This window comes from Roseibium algae (assembly GCF_037783265.1).
GTDB lineage: Bacteria > Pseudomonadota > Alphaproteobacteria > Rhizobiales > Stappiaceae > Roseibium > Roseibium algae.
Genome location: NZ_JBAKIA010000007.1, coordinates 112,874 through 128,188, shown reverse-complemented (window position 1 = coordinate 128,188; position 15,315 = coordinate 112,874). Strand labels below are relative to the sequence as shown.

The window sequence follows — 15,315 nt, the reverse complement described above, 5'->3', positions numbered from 1 at the left end:
GATGTAGGGGGCAGTATCACCTCATGTCAATCCGCCTTGATGATCCGAAGCCATGAAATAACGGCCCCAAGATCTCCAATGGCGCAGAAACACTCAGCGAACGTCATAAACCTTGGAATAAACAGTGCGAGAGATATCGTTGCGCTTCAGACCATGTTCTCCAAGCTCTTCGTCGCTCATGCAAGACAGCTCATGATAAAGCACCTTGGCTGCACGTGCTCGGCCAATTTCTTCACAAACTGTCAAAAAGCTGCGTGCTGCGGAAGAAAATGCGCTGGAGATATATTCAACAGGCGAAGAAACTATGGAGATGGCCATTGTATTGTCTTTCTAAGCTTCAGGTGAACCGGCGCGTTGATCCCATTTGGGCGCTGCCTTGTTTGTCTATGCTCAAATAATACGCCTGCTTATTTGCAATGCAACATACCATGTTGCGCAGCAGCAATGCAATTTAAGCATAGCAAATTCCAAGCCATGCAGCGGGGGGGCGCTAAATCCGACATGCTCTGAACGCAGTCCTGCATCCCAGATTTGTAGTTGTGATGCACTCAGTGCACGTTTATATTGAGGTTACAAAACAAACAAGAAAGGAAAATCCATGGCCCCAGCCCCTCAATTGAACGCAAGAAGCGAACGCTCAACTTTTTGGACACGCGTCAAAGCTTATGTCCCGATTTACAAGCCAACCGAAAGCCTGTTTGAAAAAACTACAGAAGCTAAACGTTCCGCAGAGCCACTGTGGACAGATGCACGCGGATGTCAGGCTTTCCTGATCGCACGTATCGCTGCAACGGGAATGGGCGGTCGCTAAAGACCTTTGCCTGCAAATAGACAAACAAAAGCCGCCGACTGATGCAGTCGGCGGCTTTGTGTTTTCAATCGGACTTTTTGTGCTTACAGATCGAAACCGAGAATCTCGCCGACAGCAAAGATATCCTTGTCGCCGCGACCGCACAGGTTCATGACGATTATCTGGTCCTTGTCCATGGTCGGAGCCAATTTCGCCACATAGGCAAGGGCGTGAGCTGGCTCGAGCGCCGGAATAATGCCTTCGACCTTTGTCAGCATCTGAAACGCCTCAAGCGCTTCATGATCCATGGCCGGAACATATGTCACGCGGCCAGTATCCTTTAGCCAGGAATGCTCTGGTCCAATGCCCGGATAATCAAGCCCTGCGGAAATAGAGTGGCCTTCGAGGATCTGGCCGTCATCATCTTGCAGCAGATATGTACGATTGCCATGAAGGACACCTGGTTTGCCAGCCGTCAGTGATGCGCAATGTTCTTCGCCCTCCAGACCACGGCCGCCTGCTTCCACGCCATAAATCTTAACGTCTGGATCATCAAGGAAAGGATGGAACAGGCCAATGGCGTTAGATCCACCGCCAACGGCCGCAACCAAAGCATCCGGAAGACGGCCTTCTGCGGCAATCATCTGTTCTCGGGTTTCCTTGCCGATCACAGACTGGAAATCGCGCACCATTTCCGGGTAGGGATGCGGACCAGCTGCTGTGCCGATCAGATAGTAGGTGTCATCGACATTGGTGACCCAATCCCGAAGCGCTTCGTTCATGGCGTCTTTCAAAGTGCCCGCACCAGCAGTGACCGGAACGATCTCAGCACCGAGCAACTTCATGCGAAAGACATTCGGCTTCTGACGCTCTATATCCGCCGCACCCATATACACAACGCAAGGTAGACCAAAGCGCGCGCAAACCGTGGCCGTTGCCACGCCATGCTGCCCAGCGCCGGTTTCTGCGATAATCCGGGTCTTGCCCATTCGCTTGGCCAGCAGAATCTGGCCGATGCAATTGTTGATTTTGTGAGAACCCGTGTGGTTCAGCTCATCGCGCTTGAAATAGACTTTCGCGCCACCGAGATGCTCGGTCAAGCGTTCAGCAAAATACAGCGCCGAAGGACGACCCGTGTAATTCTTGTTGAGGTCTTCGATCTCAGCCGAATAGGCAGGATCGTTCTTGGCGTCCTGATAGGCTTTTTCCAGGTCCAGAATCAGCGGCATCAGCGTTTCGGCCACATAGCGGCCGCCGAAAATACCAAAATGGCCGCGTTCGTCCGGACCGGACCGCATGGTGTTTGCGATAGTGGTCAACTGAGTTACTCCCCTGACACAACTTGAGCGCTTCGGGCGGTTGCCACGAATGCGCGAATGAGTTCACTGTCCTTGACGCCCTTCTCCCGCTCGATACCGGAAGACGCATCAATGGCTGTTGTCCCGCTCAAAGCGATGGCTTCAGCCACATTGGACGCATTTAATCCACCCGAAAGCATGAAGGGCTTTGCAAGGTCAAGACCCTTGAGCAGGGTCCAGTCAAAGGAAACTCCGTTGCCGCCGGGCACATCGGAATCTTCCGGCGGTTTGGCATCAAACAGGATCCTGTCACAAACGATAGAATAGAACACCGCCTGTTCAAGATCTGCCGCTTCCGAAATCGCAACAGCCTTCATGATTTTCTTTTTGTACATCACCTTGGCAGCAGCGCAGGCTTCCGGGGTTTCTGACCCGTGAAACTGGAACCAGTCCGGCGCAACCAGTTCATTGATCCGTGACAATCCGTCCAGATCCATGTTGACCGTCAGAGCGACAATATCAGCCTTGCCGCGCGCCATATCCGCCAATTTGCAGGCCTCGGATAATCCGACATGACGCGGGCTCTTCGGGAAGAAGACTAGCCCTATCATATCTGCGCCAGCGTCCAGTGCAGCTTGCACGGTCTCTTCGGTCGACAGGCCGCAGATTTTGATCAAATTATCGGTCATGGGGTCTTTCACAGAACAGCAAGCATCGGTCTTTGTTATTTACTTAGTTGGTACGCGCCGATTTGCCAAACCTCTTTATGAATAATGCCGCTGTGTTAGCGGCCCCCCACATCGTAGCTTTGATAGCAAAACCTTCGCGGATCGAACCGCGAAGGTGCCATTTCGTCTTTCGCTCTTTAAGTCACATTAAACGCTGCAATCGCGGCCATGTTGACGATTTCACTGTCCCTTGCGCCCATCGGCACAATCTGAACCGGCTTGTCGAGGCCGACGAGCAACGGCCCTATAACCGTGGAACCGCCAAGCTCCTGAAGCATCTTTGTCGAGATGGAAGCTGAGTGGAAAGCCGGCATGACCAGAACATTGGCAGGGCCAGTCAGGCGGCAGAACGGATAAGCGCTCATCTTGTCCATGTTGAGCGCGATATCGGCTCCCATTTCGCCGTCATACTCGAAATCAACTCGGCGACGGTCGAGGATTTTCACCGCTTCCTGCACCTTTTCGGACCGCTCGCCTTTCGGATGGCCAAATGTGGAATAAGCCAGCATGGCAACCCGTGGCTCATAACCGAGCTTGCGGGCAACATGAGCGGCTTCTTCTGCTATATCAGCAAGTTCTTCCGATGACGGCATGTCGATTACAGCTGTATCTGCGATCAAAACCGTACGACCACGCGCCAAAGCCAGGGAAACCCCAATCACCCGGTGACCAGGCTTGGTGTCAATGCAGGACCGGACCGTGTCCAGCGCAACGGAATAATTTCGTGTCAGGCCCGTCACCATCGCATCCGCATCGCCCCGAGCCACCATGATGGCGCCCCAGTAATTTCGGTCATTGTTGACCATGCGCTGACAGTCGCGCAGGAGATAACCCTTGCGCTGAAGACGGCCAAACAGGAAATTAGCATAATCGCTGTTGCGATTGGACAGGCGGGCATTTTGAATTGAGATGCCAGCCCGGTTGATATCCACGCCTGCAGCAAGTGCGACAGACTTCACCTCGTCTTCACGCCCGATCAGGATTGCTTCGCCAAGGCCCTGATTGACGAAGCTGACAGCTGCACGGATCACCGGCTCCTCTTCGCCCTCGGCGAACACAACCCGCTTCGGCATCTGGCGAACCTTGGAGAAAATCCGCTGAAGGGTTCCAGCAACCGGATCACGGCGCGCAGAGAGCTGTTGTTTGTAGACATCCATGTCGACGATTGGCTTGCGAGCAACCCCAGAATCCATCGCCGCCTGAGCAACCGCAGGCGGAACGACCGACATCAATCGCGGATCAAACGGCACGGGAATGATATATTCCGGACCAAACTTGGGCCGGTTACCGCGATAAGCAGCGGCCACTTCATCCGGTACTTCCTCGCGCGCCAGGCTTGCCAGCGCTTCCGCGCAGGCAACTTTCATTGCATCGTTGATCGTCGTGGCCTGCACATCCAGCGCACCGCGGAAGATGTAGGGAAACCCGAGAACATTGTTGACCTGGTTCGGATAATCAGACCGGCCTGTCGCAACAATCGCATCATCACGCACTTCAGCTGCTTCTTCCGGCGTGATTTCCGGATCCGGGTTTGCCATAGCGAAAATGATCGGGTTCGGAGCCATCGCCCGCAGCATATCGTGGGTCAAGGCCCCCTTTGCAGACACACCCAGGAAGACATCAGCGCCCTTCAAGGCGTCATAAAGCGAGCGAGCATCGGTCTCCACCGCATGGGCCGACTTCCACTGATTCATACCTTCAGGGCGGCTCTTGTAGATCACGCCCTTGGTGTCGCACAAAATGACGTTTTGATGCGGAATGCCCATGGCCTTGATCAACTCAATGCAGGCAATGCCGGCAGCGCCAGCGCCATTGCACACCACTTTTGTGGCCTTCATGTCGCGGCCCGTCAGATGCAGCGCATTGATCAAGCCCGCCGCAGCGATGATCGCGGTGCCGTGCTGATCATCGTGGAAGACCGGGATGTCCATCAATTCACGCAAACGCTGCTCAATGATGAAGCAATCAGGGGCCTTTATGTCCTCGAGATTGATGCCGCCAAAGGACGGACCAAGATAACGAACGGAGTTGATAAACTCCTCGACGTCTTCGGTATCGACTTCAAGATCGATGGAATCGACATCGGCAAAGCGCTTGAACAGCACCGCCTTACCTTCCATCACCGGCTTGGAAGCCAATGCGCCAAGATTGCCCATGCCCAGAATTGCGGTTCCGTTTGAAATCACCGCGACCAGATTGCCGCGTGTTGTGTAATCAAAAGCACGACTTGGATCTTCGGCAATTGCCCGAACAGGGACCGCAACACCTGGCGAATAGGCCAGCGACAGGTCCCTTTGGGTCGCCATCGGCTTCGTCGGGGTGATCTCGAGCTTGCCGGGCCGACCTTCCTGGTGAAACTGGAGTGCTTCCTGATCGGTGAAGCTTACTGAGGTCTTGGACGTCTTGTCTTTGGCGGACATGATCTTGGCGTTTCCTTTTGCAGCCTTCTTACCTGGTTGGGTCCAAAAGGCCCCAATCGGGACGCAGAGCTTATCCCCTGAAATTTGACCACTCAAGGCGCGATCTTGCATAGCATTTGTGAAAGCATGAAAAGGGTTTGCTAGTTTCACACCATGTCACAAAATCAGTCAGCCAAAACAGCTCCGGCTGAGGCCCGCGTCACACCGATGATGGCCCAGTTCATCGAGATCAAAACCGCCAATCCGGACAGCCTGCTGTTCTACCGGATGGGTGATTTTTACGAGATGTTTTTCGAGGATGCTGAAATTGCGGCCCGTGCGCTGGGCATCACGCTAACCAAACGCGGCAAACATCAGGGCGAAGATATCCCGATGTGCGGCGTACCGGTTCACGCCGCCGATGATTATTTGCAGAAACTGATTTCCCTGGGCCATCGCGTTTCTGTCTGCGAGCAGACAGAAAATCCGGCAGAAGCGAAGAAACGCGGGGCCAAATCCGTTGTGCGCCGTGATGTTGTTCGGCTGGTCACTCCAGGCACCTTGACAGAAGAAAGGCTGCTTGATTCCGGCTCCAACAATTATCTGGCCGCCATGACGCGGCTGCGCGGCGGGTCTCTCAACAACGACAGCGTCTATGGTCTTGCCTGGATCGACATGTCGACCGGCACATTTCAGGTCTCCGAGACCGATGATTTACGTTTGGCAGCTGATCTCGCCCAGATCGCCCCCCGCGAGCTCATTCTCCCAGACAGCTTGCTGCAGGAAAACGACATTCGCCAGACGGCCGAACAATCCGGCGGCTCACTCTCGCCTGTCCCGCGCGCTTTTTTCGACAGCGCGACGGCAGCGGACCGGCTTGCGCATTATTTTGGCGTGAAAACCCTGGATGGGTTTGGAACTTTCTCGCGTGCAGAACTGTCCGCAGCGGCTGGCATTCTGGCTTACGTTGAAAAAACGCAGCTTGGCGAACGTCCGCCCCTCGATCCGCCCACCCGGGAAGCCGGGGCAGGACGTATGCTGATCGATCCGGCGACCCGTGCGAACCTGGAGCTGACACGAACACTTGGCGGCGAAAAGCAAGGCAGTCTGCTCGCTACCCTGGATCGAACTGTGACGGGCGGTGGATCTCGCCTTTTGGCCAGCCGTCTCGCCGGACCTTTGGTCAACCCGGATGAAATTTCCCGTCGTCACGATGCCGTTGAGTTCTTTCTCGAAAACGAGATGATGCGCGAAGGCCTGCGCCAGACCTTGAAGGGCGCGCCAGACATGGCCCGAGCCCTGTCTCGCATTGCCTTGCAGCGCGGCGGCCCGCGAGACATTTTATCCATTGCCCAAGGTTTGTCAGCAGCACGCGAAGCTTTGGAACAAACCGGCAGCATTCAGGGTTCTATCCCCGCTGAAGTCACCACTGCACGTGCTAGCCTGGAAGCGGCCCCACATGAACTTGGCGCAGAACTGGTTCAGGCTCTCAAGGAAGACCCGCCCCTGCTAAAGCGGGACGGAAACTTCGTTGCAGCGGGTTATAACAGCGATCTGGATGAGCTCCGGGCATTACGCGATGAATCGCGAAAAGTGATTGCACGGCTGCAGGCTGAGATTGCCGAAGAGCTGGGCGTGCGCTCGCTGAAGATCAAACACAACAATGTGCTCGGCTGGTTCATTGAAGCGCCAACCGCACAAAGCGACAAGATGGTTGCTGATCCGGGCCGATTCATTCATCGCCAGAGCATGGCTGGTGCCATGCGTTTCACCACGACGGAACTTGCCGCTCTGGAATCCAAGATTGCCAGCGCCGGGGAACGCTCCCTGTCCATCGAAATGGAGATCTTTGAGCGACTTGCCGCAGAAATCGTTGCAGCCGGGGAGGCGATCAAGGCAGCCGCGCAGGGCCTGAGCATTTTTGATGTATCATCCGCCCTCGCCAAACTGGCGCAGGAAGAGACCCATGTCCGGCCAACGGTCGATGAAAGCCGTGCTTTTGACATCAAGGCCGGTCGTCATCCGGTGGTCGAGCGAGCCCTGAGAGTCTCTGGTGGTGACAGCTTCGTTGCCAATGATGCCAACCTCGGGCCAGACAAAAGCGACGATCCGACCGGCAACATCTGGCTGATAACCGGTCCAAACATGGCTGGTAAATCAACATTCCTCCGCCAAAATGCCCTGATTGCCGTCATGGCCCAAATGGGCGCATTCGTGCCAGCAGCCTCAGCACATATTGGCGTTGTCGACCGGTTGTTCTCGCGTGTTGGTGCTGCAGATGATCTTGCGCGTGGCCGGTCGACCTTCATGGTAGAAATGGTGGAAACAGCAGCCATCCTTAATCAGGCTGGGGACAGATCACTTGTCATTCTGGATGAAATCGGCCGTGGTACCGCAACTTTTGATGGGCTTTCCATTGCCTGGGCGACCATAGAACACCTGCATGAGATCAACAAATCACGCGCCCTGTTTGCAACTCACTATCATGAACTTACGGCACTGAGCCAAAAGCTTGATCGGCTGTCCAACGCCACTGTGAAAGTCAAGGAATGGAAAGGTGATGTTGTCTTTCTTCACGAGATCGTCCCCGGGGCAGCGGATCGTTCTTATGGTATTCAGGTGGCCAAACTCGCAGGCTTACCGACCAGCGTTGTAGAACGTTCGAAGGCCGTTCTTAGCCAGTTGGAAGAACAGGACCGTCAGTCTCCGGCGAAATCCATGATTGATGAACTCCCGCTGTTTGCGGCCTTTGCCCAGACCAATGCAGCAGGAGCCGATGGCGCTATCAATCCTATAGACACTGTGGCAGAAGAACTTGACGTTATCAATCCGGATGACATGACGCCCCGCGAGGCACTGGAAGCGCTTTATCGCCTCAAAGCGTCAAGAAATGCTGGCAAGGCAGGCTGATGAGAGCGCCCAAAAAACTGACATTGGTGCATTCTCCAGCTAATATAATGGTGCTCCTTACTTCTTGATGTGCGGTCCACGCACATCTTTCGGAAAATCCCATGATTGCCTTTCCAACACTGCCTGCGCAGGGTTTCAAGATCATATTTCTGCTGATCCTGGGCTCAACAGCAACTTCATCACTGATCCCGGCGATGGGATATTTCATTGTTGAAGGCTTGCATCAACCTCCCTGGAAAATAGGCTTGTTCAGCGGCTTGGTTGCGCCACTTTCCATGCTGATCAATCGACAAGTTGGACAATTGATCGATAACTCTGTTCCGGTCCGCAGAATTCTAGCCGTTTCGGTTATTGGCTATCTTCTGTTTGCCAGCTTGCTTGCCAGCACACCCGATTTTCTTGTTCTTGTGGTGTTGGGCGCGCCCCTTATGGCTCTTTCAAGTGGGGCGACCGCAACCACTTTGACCTATGGGCGACTGTATGCGAACTTACATGACTTGGACGCTGGTCAATTCAATGCGTTGCTGCGCATGGGCATCTCCATTGCCTGGATGTTTGGCCCAGCTCTGACGTTCCTTCTGATTTCACAGATCGGATTTCAGAAAACCTACCTTGTTTCGATTTGCCTCGGCCTTATCTGGCTCACAGCCTGGTACTTCATCGTTACTCGTAATTTTCGAGCGCCGCCTAAAAGCCCGCAAACCGAGCAACTTCAAAGTACAGACTGGGCTCTTTGGCTCGCAGCATTGGCCTGCACATTTTTCGCCCTTGGAAACGTACTCTTTCTCTCGGTTTCACCGCTATACTTCATTGAACAGGTTGGTCTGCCGGGCTTCACGCCAGGACTTTTGCTCAGCATCAAGTGCCTTGTCGAGGTATTCTCTATTCTGTTTGCCGCCCACTTGGCAAAAGGCTTTGGAGCACGCCCTGTGCTGATAGCGGCGTCCCTTCTGGCAATCTGCTCATTTACATTGATGGCCCAGGTCACAACAGTCTGGCAAGCATCAACCATTGCCGCACTTGAGGGCTTCTACTACGGCCTGTTTGCTGGGGTAAGCATTACCTATATCCAAAGCTTCATTCCCAAGACACCGGGTCGGGCAACTGCAATCTATTCAAACAGTCTTTTCATGGGCGGCTTGGTCGGAACAGTGTCAATGGGCATGATTGCCAGCGCATTCGACTATCACGCAGTCGTCTACGTGGCTGTGGGCGCCGCTTGCATGGCGTTCATAGTGCTGATGCTGACCCGAAAGGTCCCTCGACAGGCTTTTAGTCCGCTTTCTGATGATGAGATTTGATCCCGTCAATTTCAACCTGCATGACGCGGAACACATCAAGGGCGAGGCGCTCTTCCTTTGACAGGTCGCCGAGTTTTGGTTCCAGCTTGTCGATCAGCACAGTCAAGGCATCTCCCATCCTACCGATTTGGCGTCCATAGCTGCCCACTTCGCGAAGTATATCTTGTTCGATCTGCGGAGACGATGAACGGCCAAGATTGATGTTGATCAGGCCGAATTGACTGCCGTAAGCATTGAACATGTCGGACCAGGGATTGATGGACTGTGTCACATCGCCAGAAAGAGGCAGCTTGAATTCAGGCATGATGACAATTCCCTTGATAAGGTTTGGATGCAGATTTTTATCAGGGAGTATATCTCAAATAAGCACGTTAAACGTGCTTAAATAAAACCCAGACCAGCCCAATATTGATGCCACTTATCCAGGCCCGCCAGCCTTTGCAGTCGAAAGAGCATTCGTTAGGGCTCCGGCAAAGCTCGTTCTATCGTCCGGGTTGAGAAAATCACCCAGGCTCACCGTTTCACCACGAGACGTCAGCGACAATTTAGTCACGCCTTCGTCTATCAGTCGCGTCATGGACACGCGCACCCAAACCGGATTGAACCGCACCTCAGAATACCGTTTTCCAGGTCCAACCTTACGAATGACGATCTCATGCGCAAAAATAGAGACCTCTTCATAGATTTGGGCCGAGGCGTAATTCAGCTTAAATGCCAGATAGATCAGTAGAACATCGAGGCCAAAAAACCCGAACACTGGCCAAGCGCCTATTGAAAGAAAGGCGATCCCCGACACGAAGCTGACCAGCCCCACACAGATCATGAAGACCATAAAGCCGCGGGGACTCAACGAGCGGTAAGGGGTGAGAACAGCAGAAAAAAACGGCTGTTCAATGCCTTTTGCATCGCCTCCGTTAGTTGGCCCAATCTTTGGCACAGTCTCTGGTTTCGGATTGTCTGTGGTCATGAAGAGATATTATAGAGGGGGCATGACAGATTTAAAGACCACAAAGCGTCGCGCTGCCACGCCGAAACCAGCAGCCCAGAAAAAGCCGGCCCGGAAATCTCCGTCCGTTGACAATCCAGGCAAGGTTCTGAAGCGCTCGCGTTACAGCAAGGCCGAGGCCTATGAGATCTTCCAGCGGTTCCATGCGGATAATCCGGAACCGGAAGGTGAACTTGACTATGTCAATGCCTATACGCTGCTGGTCGCCGTGGTTCTGTCTGCGCAAGCAACCGACGTTGGCGTGAATCGTGCCACAAAGACCCTATTCCAAATCGCCGATACGCCTGAAAAAATGGTTGCCCTTGGAGAAGACAGGGTTCGGGAAGAAATCCGCACCATCGGATTGTTCAAGACCAAAGCAAAAAACGTTGTTCGGCTATCAGAGCAACTGATCCGTGACCACCGCGGAGAAGTGCCCGATGACCGGGAAGCGCTTGAAGAATTGCCAGGTGTCGGACGCAAGACCGCCAATGTCGTGCTGAATATCTACTTCGGTCATCCGACCATAGCAGTCGACACCCATCTTTTCAGGCTCGGCAACCGGATTGGTATCGCCCCCGGCAAAACGCCGCTAGATGTTGAAAAGGCCATGGAGAAAGCTGTTCCAGCAGAATACGGCCTGCATGCGCATCATTGGTTGATTTTGCACGGGCGCTATATTTGCAAGGCGCGAAAGCCAGAGTGCAAACGCTGTGTGATTTATGATCTTTGCCGGAGCACGGAAAAAGAACAGATAGACGCCATTCCAGAATTAGCAGAGCGCGTGGCTGGATGGATTACCGCCGGCAAGACACGGTTGGACGCATGATAAAAGTTCCTGACAACACAGAACGTTTGGCATTTCGGGAGGCTTGCCTTGACGATGCGGCCTTCTACCTCAAATTGATGAATGAGCCGGGGTACCTTGCGTACATCGGTAACAAAGACATCACAGATGTTGGCAAAGCCGCCGCTTATATCGAGATAAATCAACTCCAAAGTTACCGAGTTAATGGTTTTGGATCCTATGTGGCCCAACGCAAAAGCGACGGCCAACTCCTCGGCTTCAGCGGGATTTACCGCCGGGACGGATTTGACGTTCCAGATATAGGGTATGCCTTTTTATCCGGCTATCACGGCAAAGGGTATGCACGCGAGGCTGCAACCTCAACTCTGGCTCATGCCGAGCATAATCTTGGGTTTAAAGAACTCTGCGCCATCGTCAGCCCCGATAACGACCGGTCGATCAAGCTCTTGAAAGCAATCGGTTTTTCATGGTCGCACAGCAGAACTTACCCTGCAACAAATGACCCGATCGAGGTTTTTTCCTGGAAGGCGCTAGGCTATTCAGGATGAAATTTTGTTCCGAACACGGACGATAACGTCAACGCGAACGATTTCCATACCTTCCGGCGCTTGTGGCAGTTGTCCAATGCCCACACCTTCACCTGGAATATCGACAACCCGGTTTTCACCCTCAATGAAAAAGTGATGGTGGTCTGAGATATTTGTGTCGAAGTAGGTCTTGTTTCCATCAATCACAACTTCGCGCAGAAGCCCTGCTTCGGTGAACTGGTGCAGCGTGTTGTAGACTGTGGCAAGAGACACAGGGACATCAGCCCCAACTGCTTCTTCATGCAATAGCTCGGCGGAGATATGACGGTCTCCCTTGGAATAGAGGATCTCTGCCAGCGACACGCGTTGACGCGTTGGACGCAATCCGGCACCCCGAAGCATATCGGGCACATTATGTTCGGCATGATGTATCGTCATCGTGTCGGTCATTCCCAGATCTCGTTCCCGTAGACTATATTTATTATAGCGCGCTTTTGCATCATGCCTAAATCTAGTGTTTGACGCGTTAATTGGCAAACAATCCAGACATCACACCTAGTTTTGCCATTTGTTGGCTACAACATGCAAGTTTTAACTGGGACGGAGCTTCTCAAAACACCACGCCAAACGATATGAAGATCCTAATTATCAGCAAGGAAAGTCTGGATTTAGGCTCAAAGTTCCCAGCGACTTGATCTTTCGAAGGCGTTTCCCCTGTGATAGGAAGAACTTCTAAACAATGTGATCAAACCCAACATCCGGCCAAAAACGACTGCAAACCGGATGCTAGACAGATTGACGGACCTCGAATGACCGAGCGGCGCTCCAGTTACGACTATGAAGACCTTCTCGCCTGCGCACGCGGCGAGCTTTTTGGACCCGGCAACGCACAGCTGCCTCTGCCGCCCATGTTGATGTTCGACCGGATTACGGAAATTTCCGAAACCGGCGGCGAATACGACAAGGGCTTCATTCGCGCAGAATTCGACATCAAGCCGGATCTCTGGTTTTTCCCATGCCACTTTCAGGGCAACCCGGTGATGCCAGGCTGTCTTGGCCTTGATGCCATGTGGCAGCTCACTGGCTTTTATCTCGGCTGGCTAGGTCTTGAAGGTAAAGGCATGGCTCTGTCTACGGGCGAAGTGAAGTTCAAGGGCATGGTGACACCTGAAGTAAAAAAGGTCGAATACGGCATCGACTTCAAACGCGTCATGAAAGGTCGCCTTGTTCTCGGGATTGCTGATGGCTGGCTAAAAGCCGATGGCGAACCTATCTACAAGGCGAAAGACCTGCGCGTTGGCCTCGCAAAAAGCTAAAGCGCTCTTTGGTTTGCGAAAACCTTACAGTTTTTTCGCGACTTACCATTGTTGCAAGTCATATCCGGCGCCACAGGCGCCGGTGCCTTTTTGAAAACAAACAGAACCGGATGGCCATACCAGCCAAACCGGGCAAGAAATGATTGAATAGGAGATCGCGATGAGGCGGGTGGTCATCACCGGAATGGGTATTGTGTCGTCAATCGGCAACAACACTCAGGAAGTTCTCGCAAGCCTTCGTGAAGGCAAGTCGGGCATCAGCTTTGCACCAGATTACGCAGAGCATGGTTTCCGAAGCCAAATACACGGCATGCCGACCATCGACATTCCATCGCTGGTCGACAAGCGCAATCTCCGTTTCATGGGCGATGGCGCAGCTTACAATTTTATCGCCATGCAGCAGGCTATCGAGGACAGCGGCCTTGAGGATACCGATGTATCCAATGAGCGCACCGGCCTGATCATGGGCTCCGGAGGCCCATCGACCAAAAACCTGTTCCAAGCTCACAAGATCGTTCTTGAGAAGGGTGCGCCAAAGCGCATGGGGCCATTCATGGTCACACGCGGCATGAGCTCGACGAACTCAGCCTGTCTCGCGACACCTTTCAAAATCAAGGGCATCAACTACTCCATCACTTCTGCCTGTTCGACATCTGCACATTGCATCGGCTCTGCCACAGAACAGATCCAGTTCGGCAAGCAGGACGTCATGTTTGCCGGCGGCGGAGAAGAGCTGGACTGGACATTGTCTTGTCTGTTCGACGCGATGGGTGCAATGTCCTCGAAATACAATGACACTCCGCAAACAGCTTCCCGCGCCTATGACGCAACCCGTGATGGTTTTGTCATCGCAGGTGGCGGCGGCGTTGTCGTGCTGGAAGAGTTAGAGCACGCCAAGGCCCGCGGCGCGAAAATATACGCGGAAGTCACCGGCTACTGCGCCAATTCCGATGGTCATGACATGGTTGCCCCTTCTGGTGAAGGCGGCGAACGTTGCATGCGCATTGCGACATCCACTCTGGGTGATCGCAAAGTCGATTACATCAACGCTCATGGAACATCGACACCTGTCGGTGACATCGGTGAAGTCGAAGCGGTACGTCGCGTGTTCGGCGAAAATCAGCCACCTGTCTCTTCCACCAAGTCTCTCACAGGCCACAGCCTTGGAGCAACAGGTGTTCAGGAAGCCATCTACTGCCTGTTAATGCTTGAAAACGACTTCATTACCGCATCTGCCAACATCACAGAGCTGGATCCAGCTCTGAAGGCCGACGAAATCGTTACCAAACGGGTCGATAATGCCGGTCTGGATACGGTTCTTTCCAACAGCTTTGGTTTCGGAGGCACGAACGCTTCCCTCGCCATGTCACGATACCACGGCTGAGGATCAATAAGATGTCAGATATTATGAAGGGCAAACGCGGCCTCATCATGGGCGTTGCGAACGATCATTCCATTGCCTGGGGTATTGCCAAGACACTCGCTGATCATGGCGCAGAGCTTGCCTTTACATATCAAGGTGAAGCTTTCGGAAAACGCACCAAGCCATTGGCTGATTCGGTCGGATCAAAGCTTCTGTTACCTTGTGATGTCGAAGATATTTCAACGGTTGATGCGGTCTTTGACACCCTCAAGGAAGAATGGGGTACAATCGATTTTGTAGTTCATGCTATTGCATTTTCCGACAAGTCGGAGCTGCGCGGCAAATATGCAGATACATCGCGGGAAAATTTCACCCGCACCATGATGATTTCCTGCTTCTCCTTTACCGAGATTGCAAAGCGGGCCGCTAAATTGATGCCAAATGGCGGATCGATGATCACGCTTACCTATGGCGGGTCCACGAAGGTCATGCCGAATTACAATGTCATGGGAGTGGCAAAGGCTGCACTTGAATCGTCGGTTCGGTATTTGGCAGCTGACTATGGGGACCAGAACATCCGTGTAAACGCGATTTCAGCTGGTCCAGTGCGTACCCTGGCTGGCTCCGGCGTCTCGGATGCACGTGTCATGTTCAACTATCAAAAGCGCAACGCGCCTTTGACAAGAACCGTGTCCCTTGAAGAAATCGGCGGAACCGGTCTTTACCTGCTTTCTGACCTTTCCGGCGGTGTGACCGGTGAGATCCATTTTGTCGATAGTGGCTTCAACATCATGTCGATGCCACGCCTTGACGTGTTGAAAGATGACGAGAGAGACAGCTGATTTGTTTTTCTGAACAATGACTACAAAAAAGGCGGCCAAATCGGCCGC

15 protein-coding genes are annotated in these 15,315 nt (G+C 53.4%); 8 read left to right on the top strand and 7 right to left on the bottom strand.

Annotated elements, in window-relative coordinates:
* Positions 1 to 93: 93 nt before the first annotated feature.
* Positions 94 to 318, bottom strand: coding sequence for a hypothetical protein (locus tag V6575_RS12795; protein ID WP_340274796.1), 225 nt, complete (start codon positions 316 to 318; stop codon positions 94 to 96).
* 280 nt (positions 319 to 598) lie between these two features.
* Between V6575_RS12795 and V6575_RS12790 the strand changes: the two genes are divergently transcribed.
* Positions 599 to 811, top strand: coding sequence for a hypothetical protein (locus V6575_RS12790; RefSeq protein WP_340274794.1), 213 nt, complete (start codon positions 599 to 601; stop codon positions 809 to 811).
* 83 nt (positions 812 to 894) lie between these two features.
* Here V6575_RS12790 and trpB read toward each other — a convergent pair whose 3' ends face one another.
* From trpB to V6575_RS12775, 3 genes are all read right to left on the bottom strand, one after another.
* Positions 895 to 2,088 (bottom strand): tryptophan synthase subunit beta, encoded by a 1,194-nt coding sequence (gene trpB, locus V6575_RS12785; protein ID WP_340274918.1) that lies wholly within the window; start codon positions 2,086 to 2,088, stop codon positions 895 to 897.
* A gap of 26 nt (positions 2,089 to 2,114) precedes the next feature.
* Positions 2,115 to 2,777: a phosphoribosylanthranilate isomerase gene (locus tag V6575_RS12780; RefSeq protein WP_340274793.1), complete on the bottom strand. Its 663-nt coding sequence runs from the start codon at positions 2,775 to 2,777 to the stop codon at positions 2,115 to 2,117.
* Between the two features lie 176 nt (positions 2,778 to 2,953).
* The gene (locus V6575_RS12775) at positions 2,954 to 5,236 is read right to left on the bottom strand and encodes an NADP-dependent malic enzyme (RefSeq protein ID WP_340274792.1); all 2,283 of its coding nucleotides are present in this window, start codon (positions 5,234 to 5,236) and stop codon (positions 2,954 to 2,956) included.
* Positions 5,237 to 5,389: 153 nt separating this feature from the next.
* Here V6575_RS12775 and mutS point away from each other — a divergent pair, with 153 nt between their 5' ends.
* Both mutS and V6575_RS12765 read left to right on the top strand, forming a co-directional pair.
* Entirely contained in the window at positions 5,390 to 8,125 is a 2,736-nt protein-coding gene (gene mutS / locus V6575_RS12770) for a DNA mismatch repair protein MutS (protein ID WP_340274791.1), read from the top strand.
* A 101-nt stretch (positions 8,126 to 8,226) separates the two neighbouring features.
* Complete coding sequence (locus tag V6575_RS12765; protein WP_340274790.1) at positions 8,227 to 9,426, top strand: MFS transporter; 1,200 nt, start codon at positions 8,227 to 8,229, stop codon at positions 9,424 to 9,426.
* On the opposite strand, the gene V6575_RS12760 is transcribed toward V6575_RS12765, so the two are convergent.
* Together V6575_RS12760 and V6575_RS12755 are read right to left on the bottom strand one after the other, a co-directional pair.
* Positions 9,398 to 9,730, bottom strand: a complete 333-nt coding sequence (locus tag V6575_RS12760; protein ID WP_340274789.1) for a hypothetical protein — start codon at positions 9,728 to 9,730, stop codon at positions 9,398 to 9,400. The two genes, V6575_RS12765 and V6575_RS12760, sit on opposite strands and share 29 nt — an antisense overlap.
* A 114-nt stretch (positions 9,731 to 9,844) precedes the next feature.
* Positions 9,845 to 10,393 (bottom strand): DUF2244 domain-containing protein, encoded by a 549-nt coding sequence (locus V6575_RS12755; protein ID WP_340274787.1) that lies wholly within the window; start codon positions 10,391 to 10,393, stop codon positions 9,845 to 9,847.
* A 22-nt stretch (positions 10,394 to 10,415) separates the two neighbouring features.
* Between V6575_RS12755 and nth the strand changes: the two genes are divergently transcribed.
* Together nth and V6575_RS12745 are read left to right on the top strand one after the other, a co-directional pair.
* On the top strand, positions 10,416 to 11,240 hold the full coding sequence (nth, locus tag V6575_RS12750; RefSeq protein WP_340274785.1) for an endonuclease III: 825 nt from the start codon (positions 10,416 to 10,418) through the stop codon (positions 11,238 to 11,240).
* Positions 11,204 to 11,767, top strand: coding sequence for a GNAT family N-acetyltransferase (locus V6575_RS12745; protein ID WP_340274783.1), 564 nt, complete (start codon positions 11,204 to 11,206; stop codon positions 11,765 to 11,767). The genes nth and V6575_RS12745 overlap by 37 nt, the downstream gene beginning before the upstream one ends.
* Here V6575_RS12745 and irrA read toward each other — a convergent pair.
* Complete coding sequence (gene irrA, locus V6575_RS12740) at positions 11,759 to 12,196, bottom strand: iron response transcriptional regulator IrrA (RefSeq protein ID WP_340274782.1); 438 nt, start codon at positions 12,194 to 12,196, stop codon at positions 11,759 to 11,761. The two genes, V6575_RS12745 and irrA, sit on opposite strands and share 9 nt — an antisense overlap.
* 359 nt (positions 12,197 to 12,555) lie before the next feature.
* Between irrA and fabA the strand changes: the two genes are divergently transcribed.
* The 3 genes from fabA to fabI all read left to right on the top strand — a co-directional run bounded on the left by fabA (position 12,556) and on the right by fabI (position 15,267).
* The gene (fabA, locus tag V6575_RS12735; protein ID WP_340274780.1) at positions 12,556 to 13,062 is read left to right on the top strand and encodes a 3-hydroxyacyl-[acyl-carrier-protein] dehydratase FabA; all 507 of its coding nucleotides are present in this window, start codon (positions 12,556 to 12,558) and stop codon (positions 13,060 to 13,062) included.
* A gap of 160 nt (positions 13,063 to 13,222) precedes the next feature.
* Positions 13,223 to 14,446, top strand: coding sequence for a beta-ketoacyl-ACP synthase I (gene fabB, locus V6575_RS12730; protein ID WP_340274778.1), 1,224 nt, complete (start codon positions 13,223 to 13,225; stop codon positions 14,444 to 14,446).
* Positions 14,447 to 14,457: 11 nt separating this feature from the next.
* Positions 14,458 to 15,267 (top strand): enoyl-ACP reductase FabI, encoded by an 810-nt coding sequence (gene fabI, locus V6575_RS12725; protein WP_340274776.1) that lies wholly within the window; start codon positions 14,458 to 14,460, stop codon positions 15,265 to 15,267.
* Positions 15,268 to 15,315: the final 48 nt, after the last annotated feature.

Coding starts and splice junctions, on each gene's coding strand:
- mutS (WP_340274791.1), top strand. CDS start 5,390: ATGTCACAAAATCAGTCAGCCAAAACAGCTCCGGCTGAGGCCCGCGTC.
- V6575_RS12775 (WP_340274792.1), bottom strand. CDS start 5,236: ATGTCCGCCAAAGACAAGACGTCCAAGACCTCAGTAAGCTTCACCGAT.
- fabI (WP_340274776.1), top strand. CDS start 14,458: ATGTCAGATATTATGAAGGGCAAACGCGGCCTCATCATGGGCGTTGCG.
- V6575_RS12760 (WP_340274789.1), bottom strand. CDS start 9,730: ATGCCTGAATTCAAGCTGCCTCTTTCTGGCGATGTGACACAGTCCATC.
- trpB (WP_340274918.1), bottom strand. CDS start 2,088: ATGCGGTCCGGTCCGGACGAACGCGGCCATTTTGGTATTTTCGGCGGC.
- irrA (WP_340274782.1), bottom strand. CDS start 12,196: ATGACCGACACGATGACGATACATCATGCCGAACATAATGTGCCCGAT.
- fabB (WP_340274778.1), top strand. CDS start 13,223: ATGAGGCGGGTGGTCATCACCGGAATGGGTATTGTGTCGTCAATCGGC.
- nth (WP_340274785.1), top strand. CDS start 10,416: ATGACAGATTTAAAGACCACAAAGCGTCGCGCTGCCACGCCGAAACCA.
- fabA (WP_340274780.1), top strand. CDS start 12,556: ATGACCGAGCGGCGCTCCAGTTACGACTATGAAGACCTTCTCGCCTGC.
- V6575_RS12795 (WP_340274796.1), bottom strand. CDS start 318: ATGGCCATCTCCATAGTTTCTTCGCCTGTTGAATATATCTCCAGCGCA.
- V6575_RS12755 (WP_340274787.1), bottom strand. CDS start 10,393: ATGACCACAGACAATCCGAAACCAGAGACTGTGCCAAAGATTGGGCCA.
- V6575_RS12765 (WP_340274790.1), top strand. CDS start 8,227: ATGATTGCCTTTCCAACACTGCCTGCGCAGGGTTTCAAGATCATATTT.
- V6575_RS12790 (WP_340274794.1), top strand. CDS start 599: ATGGCCCCAGCCCCTCAATTGAACGCAAGAAGCGAACGCTCAACTTTT.
- V6575_RS12780 (WP_340274793.1), bottom strand. CDS start 2,777: ATGACCGATAATTTGATCAAAATCTGCGGCCTGTCGACCGAAGAGACC.
- V6575_RS12745 (WP_340274783.1), top strand. CDS start 11,204: ATGGATTACCGCCGGCAAGACACGGTTGGACGCATGATAAAAGTTCCT.